This is a genomic window from Algoriphagus sp. AGSA1 (assembly GCF_021390545.1).
Classification (GTDB): Bacteria; Bacteroidota; Bacteroidia; order Cytophagales; family Cyclobacteriaceae; genus Algoriphagus.
This window is the reverse complement of record NZ_JAJUWR010000053.1, coordinates 1-15,980: the sequence shown is the minus strand read 5'-3', so window position 1 is coordinate 15,980 and position 15,980 is coordinate 1. Positions and strand designations below refer to the sequence as shown.

General features: G+C 41.6%; 9 protein-coding genes. 8 read left to right on the top strand and 1 reads right to left on the bottom strand.

Annotation, left to right across the window (positions count from 1 at the left end; translation table 11 throughout):
• Positions 1-126 precede the first annotated feature (126 nt).
• A complete protein-coding gene (gene accD / locus LZF95_RS24960; protein ID WP_233758136.1) occupies positions 127-969 on the bottom strand; it encodes an acetyl-CoA carboxylase, carboxyltransferase subunit beta in 843 nt (280 codons plus the stop codon).
• 386 nt (positions 970-1,355) lie between these two features.
• Between accD and LZF95_RS24955 the strand changes: the two genes are divergently transcribed.
• From LZF95_RS24955 to LZF95_RS24920, 8 genes are all read left to right on the top strand, one after another.
• Positions 1,356-2,000: an RNA polymerase sigma factor gene (locus LZF95_RS24955; protein ID WP_233758134.1), complete on the top strand. Its 645-nt coding sequence runs from the start codon at positions 1,356-1,358 to the stop codon at positions 1,998-2,000.
• Between the two features lie 137 nt (positions 2,001-2,137).
• Positions 2,138-3,181, top strand: coding sequence for a FecR family protein (locus LZF95_RS24950; protein WP_233758133.1), 1,044 nt, complete (start codon positions 2,138-2,140; stop codon positions 3,179-3,181).
• Positions 3,182-3,335: 154 nt separating this feature from the next.
• The gene (locus LZF95_RS24945) at positions 3,336-6,650 is read left to right on the top strand and encodes a TonB-dependent receptor (protein ID WP_233758132.1); all 3,315 of its coding nucleotides are present in this window, start codon (positions 3,336-3,338) and stop codon (positions 6,648-6,650) included.
• A gap of 12 nt (positions 6,651-6,662) precedes the next feature.
• A complete protein-coding gene (locus tag LZF95_RS24940; RefSeq protein WP_233758131.1) occupies positions 6,663-8,300 on the top strand; it encodes a RagB/SusD family nutrient uptake outer membrane protein in 1,638 nt (545 codons plus the stop codon).
• A gap of 296 nt (positions 8,301-8,596) precedes the next feature.
• The gene (locus LZF95_RS24935) at positions 8,597-10,126 is read left to right on the top strand and encodes a sulfatase (protein WP_233758130.1); all 1,530 of its coding nucleotides are present in this window, start codon (positions 8,597-8,599) and stop codon (positions 10,124-10,126) included.
• Positions 10,127-10,131: 5 nt separating this feature from the next.
• Complete coding sequence (locus LZF95_RS24930; protein ID WP_233758129.1) at positions 10,132-11,628, top strand: arylsulfatase; 1,497 nt, start codon at positions 10,132-10,134, stop codon at positions 11,626-11,628.
• Between the two features lie 383 nt (positions 11,629-12,011).
• Positions 12,012-13,688, top strand: coding sequence for an FAD-dependent oxidoreductase (locus tag LZF95_RS24925; RefSeq protein ID WP_233758128.1), 1,677 nt, complete (start codon positions 12,012-12,014; stop codon positions 13,686-13,688).
• Positions 13,689-14,172: 484 nt separating this feature from the next.
• Positions 14,173-15,804 (top strand): carbon starvation protein A, encoded by a 1,632-nt coding sequence (locus tag LZF95_RS24920; RefSeq protein WP_233758127.1) that lies wholly within the window; start codon positions 14,173-14,175, stop codon positions 15,802-15,804.
• Positions 15,805-15,980: the final 176 nt, after the last annotated feature.

The following is a 15,980-nucleotide window of genomic DNA, read 5'->3' as shown; positions in this document are numbered from 1 at the left end:
TTGGTTTAATTTTTCTTATGGATTGGCCCAATACGGGAGCACAAATATATTTATTAATCAGTAAAAGAGACCAAATCCCTGTTCAAATTTGGCTTTAATCATCAAATCCTTTTTCTACTTTCCCAATTAATTTTTTAAAAGGTTAAGTAAGGTGGTCAATCGCCCTTTCAATTGGCGGCGATCCACGATGAAATCGAGAAATCCATGCTCAAGAACAAACTCTGAACTCTGGAATCCTTTGGGCAAATCCTTGCCGATAGTCTCACGGATCACACGAGGCCCTGCAAACCCTATCAACGCTTCAGGCTCAGCGATATTGAAATCACCTAGCATAGCATAAGATGCAGTCACCCCTCCTGTGGTAGGATCAGTAAGCATAGATATATACGGTATCCCCGCCTGATCCAACAACGCAAGCTTGGCAGATGTTTTGGCCATTTGCATTAAAGAAAACCCTGCTTCCATCATACGCGCACCCCCGGATTTGGAGATCATCAGGAACGGGATTTTATTTTTCAGGGAATGATCAATCGCACGGGCGATTTTTTCCCCTACTACTGATCCCATAGATCCTCCGATGAAATTAAAATCCATGCAGGAGATGACTATGTCCAGGCCGTTCATCTTTCCTACTGCCGACCTTACCGCGTCTTTGAGCTCAGTCTTTTTGATGGTGGCTTCTATGCGGGCGACGTATGGTTTGGTATCCGAAAATCTAAGCGGATCCCCCGAGGTCATATTAGCGTCGAGTTCCTTGAATTTGTTGTTGTCAAATAGGATTTCGAAGTATTCCTTGGAGCCGATTTTTACGTGAAAATCATCATCAGGACATACGTAAGCATTGTTTTTCAGTTCTCTGGTATGGATGATGTTTCCATTTGGGGTCTTAAACCAAAGGCCATCAGGTGCATCTTTCTTTTCAGCTGTAGATGTTTTGATGCCTTTGTCAGTTCTTTTAAACCAAGCCATAATGAGTTTTTAGGTTGTTTTTGACGAGTCAAAGGTTACAAATTTAGTCGTTAAATCCGTTAAATAAAACCTCATCCGAATTAGGCCATCAAATCACTTTGACTATTTCAGTAAAATGATGACCGCTCTTCGGGGTTGTGCTACAAAGCAACAGACGCTAAGCTAGAATCTGATGTCCCTTCGGAATTTGAAAATGCGAAAAACCTGGACGGTGATCCATGTCGGCTGGTGCCTGTCTGCTTTGGGCAGAAAGTTCATGCTTTTTATTTGAGGGTGATGGGTTAATGAACGAAAATCTGATTGCACGTGAAGCCAATTGTCTGATCATCCGAATTTTAATTAAAGGAAATTATCGTTTTCTTTAAAGAGCAATAAACCCTCTTGTGATGAAAGCAGATTTACAAAACTCTACTTCCGAAGGCCCGGAATTGGAGATTAATCCGAATGTGTCCCCTTCATTTTCCAGCGATCTTGAAACCTGGAAAGCATTTAAATCAGGAAGTAACTCTGCTTTTATTTTTATTTACGAGAAATACTTTGACAGCCTTTACAGCTATGGAATGCGGATAAATGGCGGGGAAGAATTGGTCAAGGATGCCATTCATGATGTGTTTCTGGATCTCAAAAACAGCAACAGGTCAATTGGTGACACCGATTCAATCAAATTCTACCTGTTCAAGTGCCTAAAAAGGAGAATATATAAAGAGTTAAAAAGCTGGACTGGTCTGAAACAGGAACTTGTCTCCAAAGACAGTTTTTCGATCACCTTTTCCCATGAGCAAACCTTGATCGATAAGCAGATTGATCTGGAGATGAGCCAAAAAATCAACGCAGCAATTACCGCTTTATCTCCAAGAAAAAGAGAAGCTATTTATTATGTCTATTTTGAAGGAATGTCCTACCGTCAGGTGTCTGAACTGATGGAACTCTCTGATTCTAAATCTGCCAGGGATCTTGTATATAAGGCGTTGAAATGCCTCAGGGAATCTTTGGGTTTTCTCCCTTTGTTTTTCACTGAATTCCCGCATTAAACAGGTAGTTTATTTGGCAACTACATCGTGTCTCATTTTCTTCTATGGAATATTTTAAAAAATAATTGATTTTTTTTGGCGTTGTTTTGAGCCTTTCTCCCTTTACCTAGTGTAATCGCTTTTTAACACTAGAGTAAATGAGTCAAATAAACGACCTTTTGGAAGATCTGGAATTTATCAGATGGGTAAAATATCCTGATAATGAATTGGCTACTTTTTGGAAAAGTTGGATGGATGCCAATCCAGACCGGATTGAAGACGTCAAGCTCGCCAAAGAAATTGTACTAGGTTTTCGTTTTCCTGCGCCTAAACCTACTGATGCAACAAAGAAAGAAGTCCTTACCAGAATACTGCGTGACGGCAAAGAAGGTACACGGCCGGCGACTTATAGGATTCCTCCATTTTCACAGGTCAGTCGACCAAGAACTTGGCAATTCTCCAAGGTTGCGGCAATTTTAGTCAGTGTAATCTTGCTCCCCTTGTTGATAGCTAACTTTACTAAAGACCAAAACCCTGTTTTGGAATACACTGCAGCCAACTGGGTTACCAAGGAAACAAATGCGGGTGAAAAGCTGAGTTTTAGACTTCCTGATCAGACAATTGTCTGGCTGAACGCCGGAAGTAGCCTGACCTTTCCTGAATCCTTTGATTCAACGGTACGGCTCGTAAAGCTGCGTGGGGAAGGTTTTTTTGAAGTATCAGAAAATGCCGATCTGCCCTTTCAAGTATTATCCGATAGTGTGATCACCACTGCATTGGGGACTTCTTTTAACATCAATGCGAAGGGAAAGGGTGAAGTAAAAGTTTCCTTGATAACAGGCAAAGTGGCTGTAAGCTATCAAACTGACAGCAAAGACTATTTTTTAACACCTGGACAGGAATTAAACTACCACAAATCCGGCAATAAAGTCAACATCCAATTATTCAATGATGAATTGGTACTAGGCTGGCGATTTGGAAAGTTGATTTTCAAGAAGTCAAACTTGCAGGAGGTAAAACATAAGCTTGAGGAATGGTATGGGGTAGAAATCAGTATCTCCGGAGCTCCTAGAAGCCACTGGCGATTCAATGGAATCTTTGAAAATCAAACTTTGGAGAATGTATTAAGGAGCATGTCCAATATTGAAAACTTCCGGTACAAAATCGAGAATAAAAAAGTAACCATCAAATTTAATCCATAACGCATGAAATCAGCATTTATAGATGACTCCTAGCGGATAAGCCAACCGATCCAATCGGTTGGCTTAAGGGTGGTCTTTGGGCGCTTAAACTATTGGGGAATAGAGAAACCCGCAGACCCAGTCTAATGAAATTTTCAATAAACCAATCAAAATTATGCATTTAAACTTACAAAAGACAATCTATATGTTGTCCAAGTACTTCTTGTATGGATTTATAGTTCAAATGATGGTTTTTAACTTTGTTTTGGCAACAAATGTTAATGGCCAATATAAGTCGATAGACCAGGTCCATATAAGGATTGACAAGGAGTCAATAACACTCAGCCAGTTTTTTAAATCAATTGAGAAACAGACGCCATTTAATTTTTTATACGATACGGATCAGATCAACCCTGCAACCGTCATAAATCTTCAGGAACGTTCAGGTTCGGTAGAAAGCTTTTTGCGGCAGGTATCCATGCAATCCAACCTGCGTTTTCGGCAGGTGAATAATGGGATCGATGTCAAGGAAGACCCAAAGCTGCCTCATGTCTCTATTTCGGAACATAGTGAGTTTGCTGAAGTCAAGGGCACAGTCGTAGATCAAAGCGGATCACCACTTCCGGGAGTGACCGTCTTAGTAGAAGGAACTTCCATAGGTACGGTGACCGATATGGACGGAAACTACTCAATAGCTGTAGAGGAAAGACAAGTGCTGGTATTTTCATTTATAGGGTTTAGTTCTCAGCGCATAAGTATTAGTAACCAAACCATCGTAAATGTCACCATGATGGAAGATGATAAATCTCTGGAAGAAGTGGTGGTGGTAGGATATGGAACCCAACGAAAAAGTGATTTGACTGGAGCAATTTCATCGGTCACAGCTGAAGACTTGCGTGAAACACCTGCAGGTAATTTCCTTGAGCAGTCACAGGGTAGATTAGCTGGTGTGGATATAGTCAGAGCTAATGGATCTCCAGGTTCTCCTGTCCAGATTAGGATTAGAGGCAATAGATCTATCAATGCAAGTAATGAACCATTATATGTAATCGATGGGATTCCGACTACTGCAAACATCAATGATTTTAATCCAAATGATATAGAGTCCATGGAAGTCCTAAAGGATGCCAGTGCTGTTGCGATTTATGGGTCTAGAGGTGCAAATGGAGTCGTACTAATAACTACTAAACGTGGTAAGGCTGGTAAGGCTATTGTTAGCTATGATGGATATTATGGAGTCAAGCAACCAATACAAAACCTTAACCTCATGGATGGGAGTCAGTTTGCATCCTACTCACGTGTCGCTAGAGGCTATTCAGGACATGATTCTAGCCATGATTCTGATTTTCTCAGCCAATTGGAGATAGAGAATTTGGAGAAAAGGCAGTTTACAGATTGGTTGGATCAGGCTATTAAGACAGGTAGTCAACAGGATCACCAAGTATCTGTGAGTGGTGGAAGTGATAGAATCAAATATTATGTATCAGGCTCACTATTCCGTGAAGATGGTTATATACCGGGAACAGATTTTCAGCGTAATGCTGTCAGAGTTAATCTTGAATCAAATATCACTGATAAATTAAAACTTGGGCTTGCCTCTACGGTGAGTTTAAGCGAACGTAACCAAATGTCGAATGCTCCTTATAATAATTCTTTGGGGTACTCTCCCCTTGTAGCGCCATATGATGAAAACGGAAATTTTCTTCCATTTCCTAACCCAAGAGAAGGCTTACTAGCAAACCCTTTATTGAATTACCAGCCCTATCAATATGTGGACGAGACGCGTTTACATCGTATTTTCCTAAATATCTATGCTGCCTATGAGATTTTAGAAGGACTTGAGTTCCGTATCAATTACGGCCCTGATTTCAATTTGGTCAGGCGTGGAACTTACACGGGATTAATGGAGGGGAACATCAATAGAGCGTCTATTGAAAACCAAATGGATTTTGCCTATACGTTGGAAAACATTTTATCTTTTAACAAAACCAAAGCAAAGCACAGTTTTAATGTTTTAGGATTGTTTAGTGTGCAGGCAAGCCGCTTTGAGAACTCTAATATGAGTGGACAGGATATCCCTATCGAGAAATCTCTGTTTTACGACATTAGCAGCTCATCAACAATAACAGGCATATCGAGTTCTTTAGGTGAATGGGGATTACTATCCTATATGGCAAGGGTAAATTATCGCTATAATGAAAAATTTTTACTGACTCTTACTGCAAGGGCGGATGGATCATCCCGTCTGGGAGACGGTAACAAGTGGGGGTTGTTCCCTGCTATTTCCGGAGGATATATTATATCGGACGAACCATTCCTACAGAACACAAAAATATCTTTTCTTAAGTTGAGAGCAGGTTATGGAGAGGTAGGTAACACTGCTATATCACCATTTCAGACATTGGGCGGTTTGGCTAGGACAACGTATATTTTTGGGACAAATCCTGCATTTGGATTTGGAAATAATTTAATTCCAAACCCCGATCTAAGGTGGGAGATTTCCAAGACTACTAATGTTGGTTTAGATTTTGGTTTTTTAGAAGACAGGTTTACCGGATCTTTCGAATATTATATCACTAACACTCATGATCTGTTGTTGAACCGCTTGTTGCCCACCACTTCAGGCTATGGCTCAATATTGCAAAATGTTGGAGCTACAAGAAATTCTGGCTTTGAATTATCTTTATCTGGTAATATTCTAAACCAGGCAAGTTCATTTACCTGGGATGTAAGCCTCAACTTATTCTCAAACAGAGAACAAATAATTGAACTATTTGAGGGTGAAAAGGATGATGTAGGCAATCAATGGTTTATTGGGTCTCCCATAAATGTGTTTTATAATTTCCAGCAGGATGGGATTTGGCAGCTCAATGAAATTGATCTAGCGAATGACAATGGCCAGCAACCGGGAGATATAAAGATTAGAGATGTCAACGGAAGAGATGCAAATGGCAATCTAACCAATGAACCTGATGGCAAAATCAACGCTGATGACCGCACTATCTTAGGATCTACTGTTCCAAATTGGAGTGGAGGACTCACAAATCGTATTGGTTTTAAAGGATTTGATTTATCAGTATTAATCCATGCCAGAATGGGTCAAATGCTGAGAAGTGATTATCACTATATGGGGGGAAACAACTGGCAGGGAAGGTATAATGCTATCAACCTTGATTATTGGACTCCTGATAATCCTTCAAATACTTATCCAATGCCCAAGGCAGGGGAAGCTCCCCTTTACTCAGATGCAGTTAGGTTTTTCGATGGTTCTTATATCAAGATAAGGAATATATCATTGGGCTATAGCTTTCAGGATAAATTTCTCGATAAGATAGGATTGACTTCTCTGAGACTATACAGTACTGTCAATAACGCGATTATTTTTTCTCCTTATAAAACAGTGGATCCTGAGACATCAAATGGTATAGTCGGTGGTACCAGTCCGCTAACGACAGCAACATACACTTTTGGAATAAACCTAAAATTCTAACTACGATACATCATGAAATATATAGCTATAATAACCTCTTTCTTACTAGTGCTGGTTATCTCAGCATGCGATCAGATTTTAATAGAGGATCCAGTCAGTCTCGCTACTTCGGACTCCTATTATACCACTGAGAAGGGCATAGAGGATGGACTAAGATCTTCTTATGTCACATTGAGAAGTATCTATGGCCAAGAGAACGGTTTTTTTTTAACAGTGACCGGGACAGACATCTTCACAAATGGATTTGGGGGGATAGCCAATAATCCTGACATAAACAATTACTCGCAGAATTTTTTAGGAACAAACAACTCTGTATCGACCCTATGGAATGAATTATATAAAGGGATCAACCAGTGTAATACAGTTATAAATAAAGTGTCTTTAGTGGAAGGTATCTCTGATCAAAGACGAAATGAAATTGAGGCAGAGGCCAGATTTTTAAGGGCTCTGTATTATTTCCATGTGGTTCAACAATGGGGAGGTGTTCATTTTAGTCTGGATGAGACTAGCGGGGTAGAGACCGAGGCCAACCTGACTCCTGAGGAAACATTCTATGCTCAAGGCATCATCCCAGACTTAGTCTTTGCGACTGAAAACTTACCATCTACCGCTTCAGAATATGGGCGTGTTTTCAAAGGTGCCGCCGAAGCTCTGCTAGCAAGAGTGCATTTGACCATAGGGAATTGGAGTGAAGCTGAACACTTTTCCACTAAAGTGATCAATGACTACTCATTTACGCTCGTCAAACCTTACTATAACCTTTGGGACATCAATAACGAGTTAAATTCTGAGTTTATTTGGACAGTCCAATTTACAGAGGATCCTCTTTTCAATGGTCCTGGAAATTCGGGTCATTTGTATTTCATCTTTGACTATACCTTTAATCCTGCAATGGTCAGAGACATAGAGAATGGCAGGCCTTATCAACGATTTTTACCTACAAATTATCTTCTTAATCTGTATGATAGGGAAATTGATGCCAGATGGGAAGGTTCATTTAAGACCACCTGGTTCGCAAATATTACCGGGGTCATCAATGGACAGACCGTAAATCCCGGTGATACAGCTATCCATATTGTGATGTATCCAGTTTCGGATGAGGAAAAACGAGCAGTCCCCTATTGGCTATTCGATTACAAGGACAACTGGATAGGAGATGTTTCAAGTTTTCAGGAGATTGGCTCAAATCAGCGAAGAAACTACCCGTCTTTACGTAAGTTCTTAGACCCATTAAGACCAAGCATCAATGAGGTGGCAGGAAGAAGAGACTTTCCCGTGATCAGATTGGCGGAAATGTATTTGATAGCAACTGAAGCCGCCTGGCGGCAAAATAAGATTGGTGAAGCAGCATCCTATCTAAACGTACTGAGAACAAGGGCAGCTATTTCTGGTAAAGAAGCTGAAATGCAAGTCTCAGCTGAAGAGATAGATTTGGAGCTTATTTTGGATGAAAGAGCCAGAGAGTTGGCTGGTGAGAATTTTAGATGGTATGATTTAAAACGGACCGGCACACTCCTCGACCGTGTTCGTAAATATAATCTCGATGCCGCACCTAATATTCAAGATTTTCATGCGGTCAGACCTATTCCTCAAACCCAGATAGACAGGGTAAGTAATCCAGGCGAATTTTACCAAAATCAAGGCTATTGAGTTTTGTCTTTCCATTTTGTGAGACATTGGGTTCAGGAACATACAGTGCCCCTCGAATAATGCCCAATCATGTAATCAACTGCTATTTCATGGCATTAATATCGATCTATTTAGTTGATTTGTTTATGCTGCTCCAGCCTCTAAGCTGGAGTATTTAATAGTACCAAATGAAATCGAGCCTGTCTGACCGGCAAGTAGCTGCGAGATTCTCCCGAAACAAGCTCGGAACAGGTTATGTGGAAATTAAAAAACAAATTATAAACACATGAATTATTCCATTAAAAAATATGCCCAAAATGATGAGTAAATCAGTTCAATCAGTAAAATATAGCAACAATACAAATGGTTTCATAAAGGTTTGTCTGTTGCTATTTGTAGCTATATTTTCATGTAGTCAACCAGACAAAGGCTCTAAAGAGGATAAGAGATACAATATTGTTTTTATTGCGGTAGATGATCTTCGTCCGGATTTCGGGGCATATGGAGGATATGCCAAGACTCCCTCAATCGATCAGTTAGCCTCATCAGGTACTGTCTTTAATAATCATTATGTACAAGTCCCCACTTGCGGTGCATCTCGGTACAGTTTACTGACGGGATTATACCCAACCACAACCAGGCATCTCAAAAATGAAGCGATCGAGTGGTTTGTTTCAAATGAACCCGAGAAAGAGACGCCTGAGAGCATGGTACACCTTTTGAAAAAAAACGGTTACTATACAGTTGGCATTGGAAAGATAGGTCATTCAGTTGATGGACTTTTGTACGGGTATGAAGAGTCTCCTGAAGGAGCAAAGGCTGAATTGCCATATAGCTGGAATGAGTTCTTGTTTGACTCAGATAAGTGGGGAACTGGCTGGAATGCTTTTTTTGGTTATTCTGATGGATCAAATCGCCAAGGCAAGAAAAAGCAAGTAAAGCCCTATGAAAATGCCGATGTATCCGACAGAAGTTACCCAGACGGAATAACTGCCGATCTTGCTGTCAATAAGATTGGGGAGTTGGCACATCAGAAAAAGCCATTTTTCCTAGGAGTAGGTTTTTTCAAACCACATTTGCCATTTACTGCACCTAAAAAATATTGGGATTTGTATAGTGAAGACAACATACCTTTGTCCCCTTCTCCTGATATTCCTGAGGGTATTAATGTAGCAAGTTTGCATAATATGGCAGAATTTAATTCCTATGAGTTAGGAGATGAAAAAGCAGTTTTAGGAGAATCTCTTTCCGACAATTATTCCAGAAAGTTACGTCATGCTTATTATTCCTCTGTAAGCTATGTAGATGCCCAGATAGGAAAAGTGCTCGCTGAGCTTGATAAACAAGGCCTTACAGACAATACAATTATTATACTGTGGGGAGATCATGGATGGCATCTCGGTGACCATCGTATCTGGGGAAAGCATACGAATTTCGAGGTAGCACTCCGAAGTCCGCTGATAGTCAAAGTGCCAAAAATGAAGCCTCGTTACATCGGTAATGGAACTGTGGTAAGTTCTGTTGACATATATCCCTCGCTAATGGAGTGGTGCAAAATCCCTGTTGATTTTCCTTTGGATGGTCAGAGTCTTGCTAAGCTTATCAGCAATGGTGAAGATAGTGAAAGAGAAAATCTTGCTTTTAGTTATTTCAACAAGGGCATTTCAATGCGAAATAAAAGATACAGGCTAACGCGTTATTTTAGGAATGAGAATCCTGTAATCGAGTTATATGATCATAACTTGGATTCTTTGGAGTCCAAAAACATCGCTGAAGAAAAGCCCGAAATCGTAGAACAACTCATGCGGCTTTGGGAAAAAGGAAACACCGGACTATTTGATCTATGAAAAATATGGAGAAAAGAATTAAGTATTCTGTATCAAATTATTTCACTACACTTTTTGTATTTGCTTTTATTCAGGGATGCCAGCCTAAAGAAGAAAAAAGTAATCCTCCCAAACCCAACATCGTGTACATCATGGCAGATGATCTGGGATATGGCGACCTAAGCAGTTATGGCCAACAGAAATTCGAGACCCCAAATATAGACCGGTTAGCAAAGGAAGGGATGTTGTTTACCCAGCACTACTCTGGCACTACCGTCTGTGCCCCTTCTCGCTCTTCACTGATGACTGGGTTGCATACCGGCCACACGCCGATAAGGGGAAACAGAGGTATAAATGGGGGACAGTACCCCCTGCCACCTGATGTGATTACCATTCCCAAAATATTAAAAAAGGCTGGTTATGTAACAGGAGTCTTTGGAAAGTGGGGATTGGGATATCCAGGCAGTGCAGGTGACCCTCTCAATCAGGGTTTCGACGAATTCTTTGGCTACAACAGCCAGACCATTTCGCACAACTACTATGCACGGGAACTGAGCGATAACGACAAGGTAATCGAACTGAAGGAAAACAGCGGAACAGAGCATGGAGTGTATACACCCAATCTCATACAGGAGAGAACCCTGGACTTCATTGACCGGCATAGAGACACTACTTTTTTTCTGTATGTACCGTCGATCATTCCCCATGCGGAGCTTTTTGCTCCAGAGGAGTATATGGAGATGTTCGTAAAGCGTACCTCACCTGAGCCTCCACATGCCTATGAAAGTAAATTTGCACCTGAGACGCCATATGAAGGAATTGATGATCCGGAACATCCTAGGTACAAGGTGGGTGGATATGGATCTCAACCTTATCCCAGGGCGACATTTGCAGCAATGGTGAAATTATTGGATTACCAAGTAGGAGAAATATTGGATAAACTAGACGCCCTGGGCCTAGCAGATAACACACTAGTGATCTTCACCTCGGACAATGGCCCCCATGTGGAAGGGGGTGCTGACCCGGATTTCTTTAACAGTAACGGGCCCTTTCAGGGGTACAAACGGGATTTGCACGAAGGGGGTATCCGTATTCCTATGCTGGCAAGGTGGCCAGGTAGGATAGCCTCCGAAAGCAGGACAGATCATGTATCGGCTTTTTGGGACGTATTGCCTACCTTATGCGAAGTGGTGGGGATGGAATCCCCCGAAGGAATTGATGGGATTAGTTATTTGCCATCTTTGCTGGGTGAAGCGCAACAGGAGCATGAGTATTTGTATTGGGAGTTTCACGAACAGCAGGGCAAGCAGGCGGTAAGGAAAGGAGACTGGAAGGCCATCAGGCTAGACATGTTTGGCGACACTCCCAAATTATTTCTTTTCGACTTGTCGGAGGACTTGGGGGAAGCCAAAAACCTTGCTAGTGAACATCCGGAAGTGTTAGAGGAATTGATACAAATCATGGATACCGCACGGATGGAAGATCCCGAGTGGCCATTTTTAAATCACAAAAAGTTGAATTAAAAATCTCCGAATGCCCAAATCTCTTCACATGAACCTCGTAGTTCTATTTCTTATTCCAACAGTCATACTTTTATTGTTTATAAATTTTATGGTAAAATTATAGGCCGAAAATTTGACTTAAACGACAAAAATCTGACTCCATTAGATACGCATCGGGGCGGGGTCGATTATCCCCTTAGTAAGCCACCCTGGTTTTAGGCCATCATTTTACTTCAAATACGGGCGCAGAGCCAATAGTAGCCCCAACTATAGCGGCGACTTTTGGCCGGAACCTGTACCAGACTTATCTTACGAAAGGTTGAAATCTGAATCGATGGTCAATAAACAGAAACTAGAGTAGTTACTATTTGGAACTATACCAGTTAGTTTTAAACAAAAAACTCATGAAAATTATAACTAACATAAAACTATTCCTAATACCCCTTTTAGGCTATGCACTGATTTCATGCCAAGCTGCGGAAGAAGACAATATTACCGACGTGATCGTATATGGTGGCACCTCAGGAGCAATCACAGCCGCTATTCAGGCAAAAAAAATGGGGAAATCCGTTATTCTTGTTTCTCCCGACATTCACTTGGGAGGGCTGTCTTCAGGTGGATTAGGTTGGACTGACACCGGTAAGAAGGAAGTGATCGGAGGATTGGCCAGGGAGTTTTATCAAAAAGTATATGATAAGTACCAAGCTGATGGAGCTTGGAAATGGGAAAACCAATCCGAATTCGGGAACAGAGGCCAAGGTACTCCCGCAATTGATGGTGAGTTTAGAACCATGTGGATTTTCGAACCGCATATTGCCGAGGAAGTCTTCGACGAATGGGTGGAGGAAATGGGAATCGAGCTTTATCGTGAAGAATGGCTGGATAGAAAATCCGGAGTGACTATAGAAGACGGACGCATCACTTCGATCCGAACTCTGAGTGGCAAGGAATTCAAAGGAAAAATGTTTATCGATGCCACCTACGAAGGAGATCTAATGGCAGCAGCCGGGGTGAGTTATCATGTGGGAAGGGAAGCAAACAGCGTGTATGACGAAGAATGGAATGGCATACAAACCGGTGTATTCCACCACCGCCACCATTTCAAAGTTCTGGATTATCCTATAGATCCCTACTGGACACCAGGTGATCCTTCCTCGGGTCTTATCCCAAAAATCAGCGCAGAAGATCCTGGAGTGAAGGGAGCGGGTGATAATAAAATACAAGCGTATTGCTTCAGAACCTGCATGTCCAATCACCCCGACAATCAAGTGCCTTTCCCCAGACCTGATAATTACGATTCTACCCAATATGAGCTTTTGGTCAGAATATTTGATGCCGGATGGCGGGAATGGTTTGATAAATTCGATATGATCCCCAATAGGAAAACAGATACAAATAACCATGGGCCATTTAGCTCGGACAATATCGGAATGAACTATGAATATCCAGAGGCCAGCTATGAGCGAAGAAAAGAAATCATCAAGGAGCATGAGGACTACCAGAAAGGGCTGCTTTACTTCGTGGCAAATGACCCAAGAGTACCCAAAGAAATACAGGATGAATTTCAGAAGTGGGGATTGGCAAAGGATGAATTCACCGATAATGGAAACTGGCCTCATCAAATCTATGTGAGGGAAGCACGGCGAATGATCGGGAAATACGTGATGACGGAAAATGAATTGCTACAAAAGAAACCCACACCCGAATCTATAGGAATGGGATCCTATACTATTGACTCTCATAATATCCAACGCTTTGTTGACGAAAACGGTCAAGTCCAAAATGAAGGTGATATAGGGGTTGGATTGCCAGGCCCATATGAAATAGCTTATGGTTCAATTGTTCCAAAAAAGGAAGAGATAACGAATCTCCTTGTTCCTGTGGCCGTTTCGGCCAGTCATATCGCATTCGGTTCTATCCGAATGGAACCTGTATTTATGATTTTGGGTGAATCTGCTGCTACTGCAGCGGCTATGGCACTGGAAAAAGGAATCAGTGTTCAGGATCTTCCATATGAGGATCTGAAAACCCAACTATTAAAAAATGGGCAGGTTTTGACGATAGCAGATCAAATCCAATGATAATTTTACAGTTCAGTTAGTACAACTCGTAGGATAATCTGCCTGAACAAAAATCTATAGGCTCACCTGCTTAACTGTGCACATGTACTTTGAATTAATGGTAGAGGTTCAAATTTGGCAATCCTCCCCTTCCTAAAAAGGGGCAGGGGGATTTTCTCAGCTAGCACCGGACATAATTCGAATACACGGCATGCGAAACACATAAAAATCCATATAATTCCCCCTTCTGCATCAGCAGATGCTATTCCCTATATGATCTCGATAAGCTCTGTTGATGAGCTTGCCAAATCATGTCGAGATGCAATCACTGAAGTCTTTACGTTACGTTGACAGTTATGGCCAATCATATTACCAAGCAATAAAATCTTTAATTCCAGTATTATTCTGTGTATAAATTCTTCCTTTGAGAAGTAATACAAAACATCTTACTTTGAAAACAGATTAGATTTCTCTTTAAATGCTCTGAATACCCAAATCCTCTCACATGAATCTGGCCGTTCTTCTACTTATTTCTGTAATCATACTTCTTATAGCCTATAAAGTTTACGGTAAAATCGTGTACCGGAAATTTGGCTTAAACGATAAAACCCCCGCCCCATCCCATTCCCTTAGGGATGGAGTAGATTATGAACCAAGTAAACCTATCGTGGTATTGGGGCATCATTTTGCTTCGATTGCGGGAGCTGGGCCGATAGTTGGCCCAATCATAGCGGTGACATTTGGCTGGATCCCTGCCGTCATCTGGATATTGGTGGGTGGTATTTTTTTTGGTGCTGTACATGATCTGGGAAGCATGGCTACCTCACTGAAAACTGACGGCAAATCCATCGGCATAATCATCCGGAATCAAATCGGGATGAAAGGAAAACAGCTCTTTGTCATCTTCAGCTTCTCCACGCTTATCCTCGTGATTGGGGTATTTGCGGATATTATTGCCAAAACATTTGTCACAAATCCCGGAGTAGCCTCGGCATCCATTCTTTTTATCCTATTAGCAGTTGCCTTCGGGATAGTGAATAAACTAGTGGGTAGTAAAAAGACTGCATTCATCATCATCTCAGTGATCGGGGTGATCTTAATGTACTTTTTTGTGTATCTGGGCATGAAAATTCCCTTTGCCCTGGATTACAAAATCTGGATATTGGTACTCTTGGCCTATGCGTTTCTGGCTTCAGTGACGCCGGTAAGCATGTTGCTTCAGCCGCGCGACTACCTGAACAGTTTTTTGCTTTACGGATTGATTATAGCTGGGGTATTAGGTGTCTTCATCGCCAATCCTGAAATCCAAATGAGCAATGAAATCCATGTTTCCGATGAAAATCTGGGCTATATTTTTCCGGTCTTATTTGTGACCATTGCCTGTGGAGCCATCAGCGGGTTTCATTCATTGGTAGCCTCAGGCACCACTTCCAAGCAGCTCAACAAGGAGTCGGATGCCAAGTTGGTAGGATTTGGAGGAATGCTGATTGAGTCTTTTCTGGCAATCATTGCAGTCGGGGCAGTAGTTATTTTATCTAGATCAGAATATATAGAGCGTCTTTCCGGAGAAGGACCGGTTGCGCTTTTCTCTACAGGTCTGGGAGGGATGATTGCTACGCTGGGGATTTCAGAGGAATTTGCTGTGGGGTTTGTCGCTTTAACCGTTTCAGCTTTTGCCCTTACTACACTGGACACCTGTACCCGATTAGCCAGATTTACTTTGCAAGAATATTTCGAAGATGTGCCTCAGGCGGCAGGTCAATATTTGGCTAAAAACAGATACATTTCTACAGGGATTGTAGTTCTTTTCTCCATACTCTTATTGCTATCAGGAGAGTTCACTACACTCTGGCCAATTTTCGGTTCAGCCAATCAACTGCTGGCGGCCCTTGCCCTTTTGACCATTGCAGTGTGGCTGATCAAGAAAAACTTCAATGCACTCTTTGTGACCATCCCTATGTTCTTCATGTTTACGGTGACTCTTTCCTCTCTAGGGCTTTTCGCTTGGAAAAACTTCCAGGACGAGGTCTATGTGCTTTCCATTATCGCAGCCCTACTGTTTATTTTAGCAATTTCCCTAATGATTTTGGCTTCCAAGAGCTTGAAAAAAGAAGTCAAAGTACCTTCAGGAATATGAAAAAGTCAGACTCCCAAAACTATTGACACGAATTGACTAATTCTCGGGGTCCTGACTTCGACACTGGGACACCCAAAATCAAAAACCGAACATTTTTGCCAGTTTTCGCTGACTTTGGTTCAGAAGCAAGGTCTTTCTTAGCTTTTTGCCGGAAGATTTGAGTTGGATCTCAACAG

What these genes read in the sequence shown, in the direction of transcription:
- LZF95_RS24945 (WP_233758132.1), top strand. Translation starts at nt 3,336, where the DNA reads ATGCATTTAAACTTACAAAAGACAATCTATATGTTGTCCAAGTACTTC.
- LZF95_RS24930 (WP_233758129.1), top strand. Translation starts at nt 10,132, where the DNA reads ATGGAGAAAAGAATTAAGTATTCTGTATCAAATTATTTCACTACACTT.
- LZF95_RS24935 (WP_233758130.1), top strand. Translation starts at nt 8,597, where the DNA reads ATGATGAGTAAATCAGTTCAATCAGTAAAATATAGCAACAATACAAAT.
- LZF95_RS24920 (WP_233758127.1), top strand. Translation starts at nt 14,173, where the DNA reads ATGAATCTGGCCGTTCTTCTACTTATTTCTGTAATCATACTTCTTATA.
- LZF95_RS24950 (WP_233758133.1), top strand. Translation starts at nt 2,138, where the DNA reads ATGAGTCAAATAAACGACCTTTTGGAAGATCTGGAATTTATCAGATGG.
- LZF95_RS24955 (WP_233758134.1), top strand. Translation starts at nt 1,356, where the DNA reads ATGAAAGCAGATTTACAAAACTCTACTTCCGAAGGCCCGGAATTGGAG.
- accD (WP_233758136.1), bottom strand. Translation starts at nt 969, where the DNA reads ATGGCTTGGTTTAAAAGAACTGACAAAGGCATCAAAACATCTACAGCT.
- LZF95_RS24940 (WP_233758131.1), top strand. Translation starts at nt 6,663, where the DNA reads ATGAAATATATAGCTATAATAACCTCTTTCTTACTAGTGCTGGTTATC.
- LZF95_RS24925 (WP_233758128.1), top strand. Translation starts at nt 12,012, where the DNA reads ATGAAAATTATAACTAACATAAAACTATTCCTAATACCCCTTTTAGGC.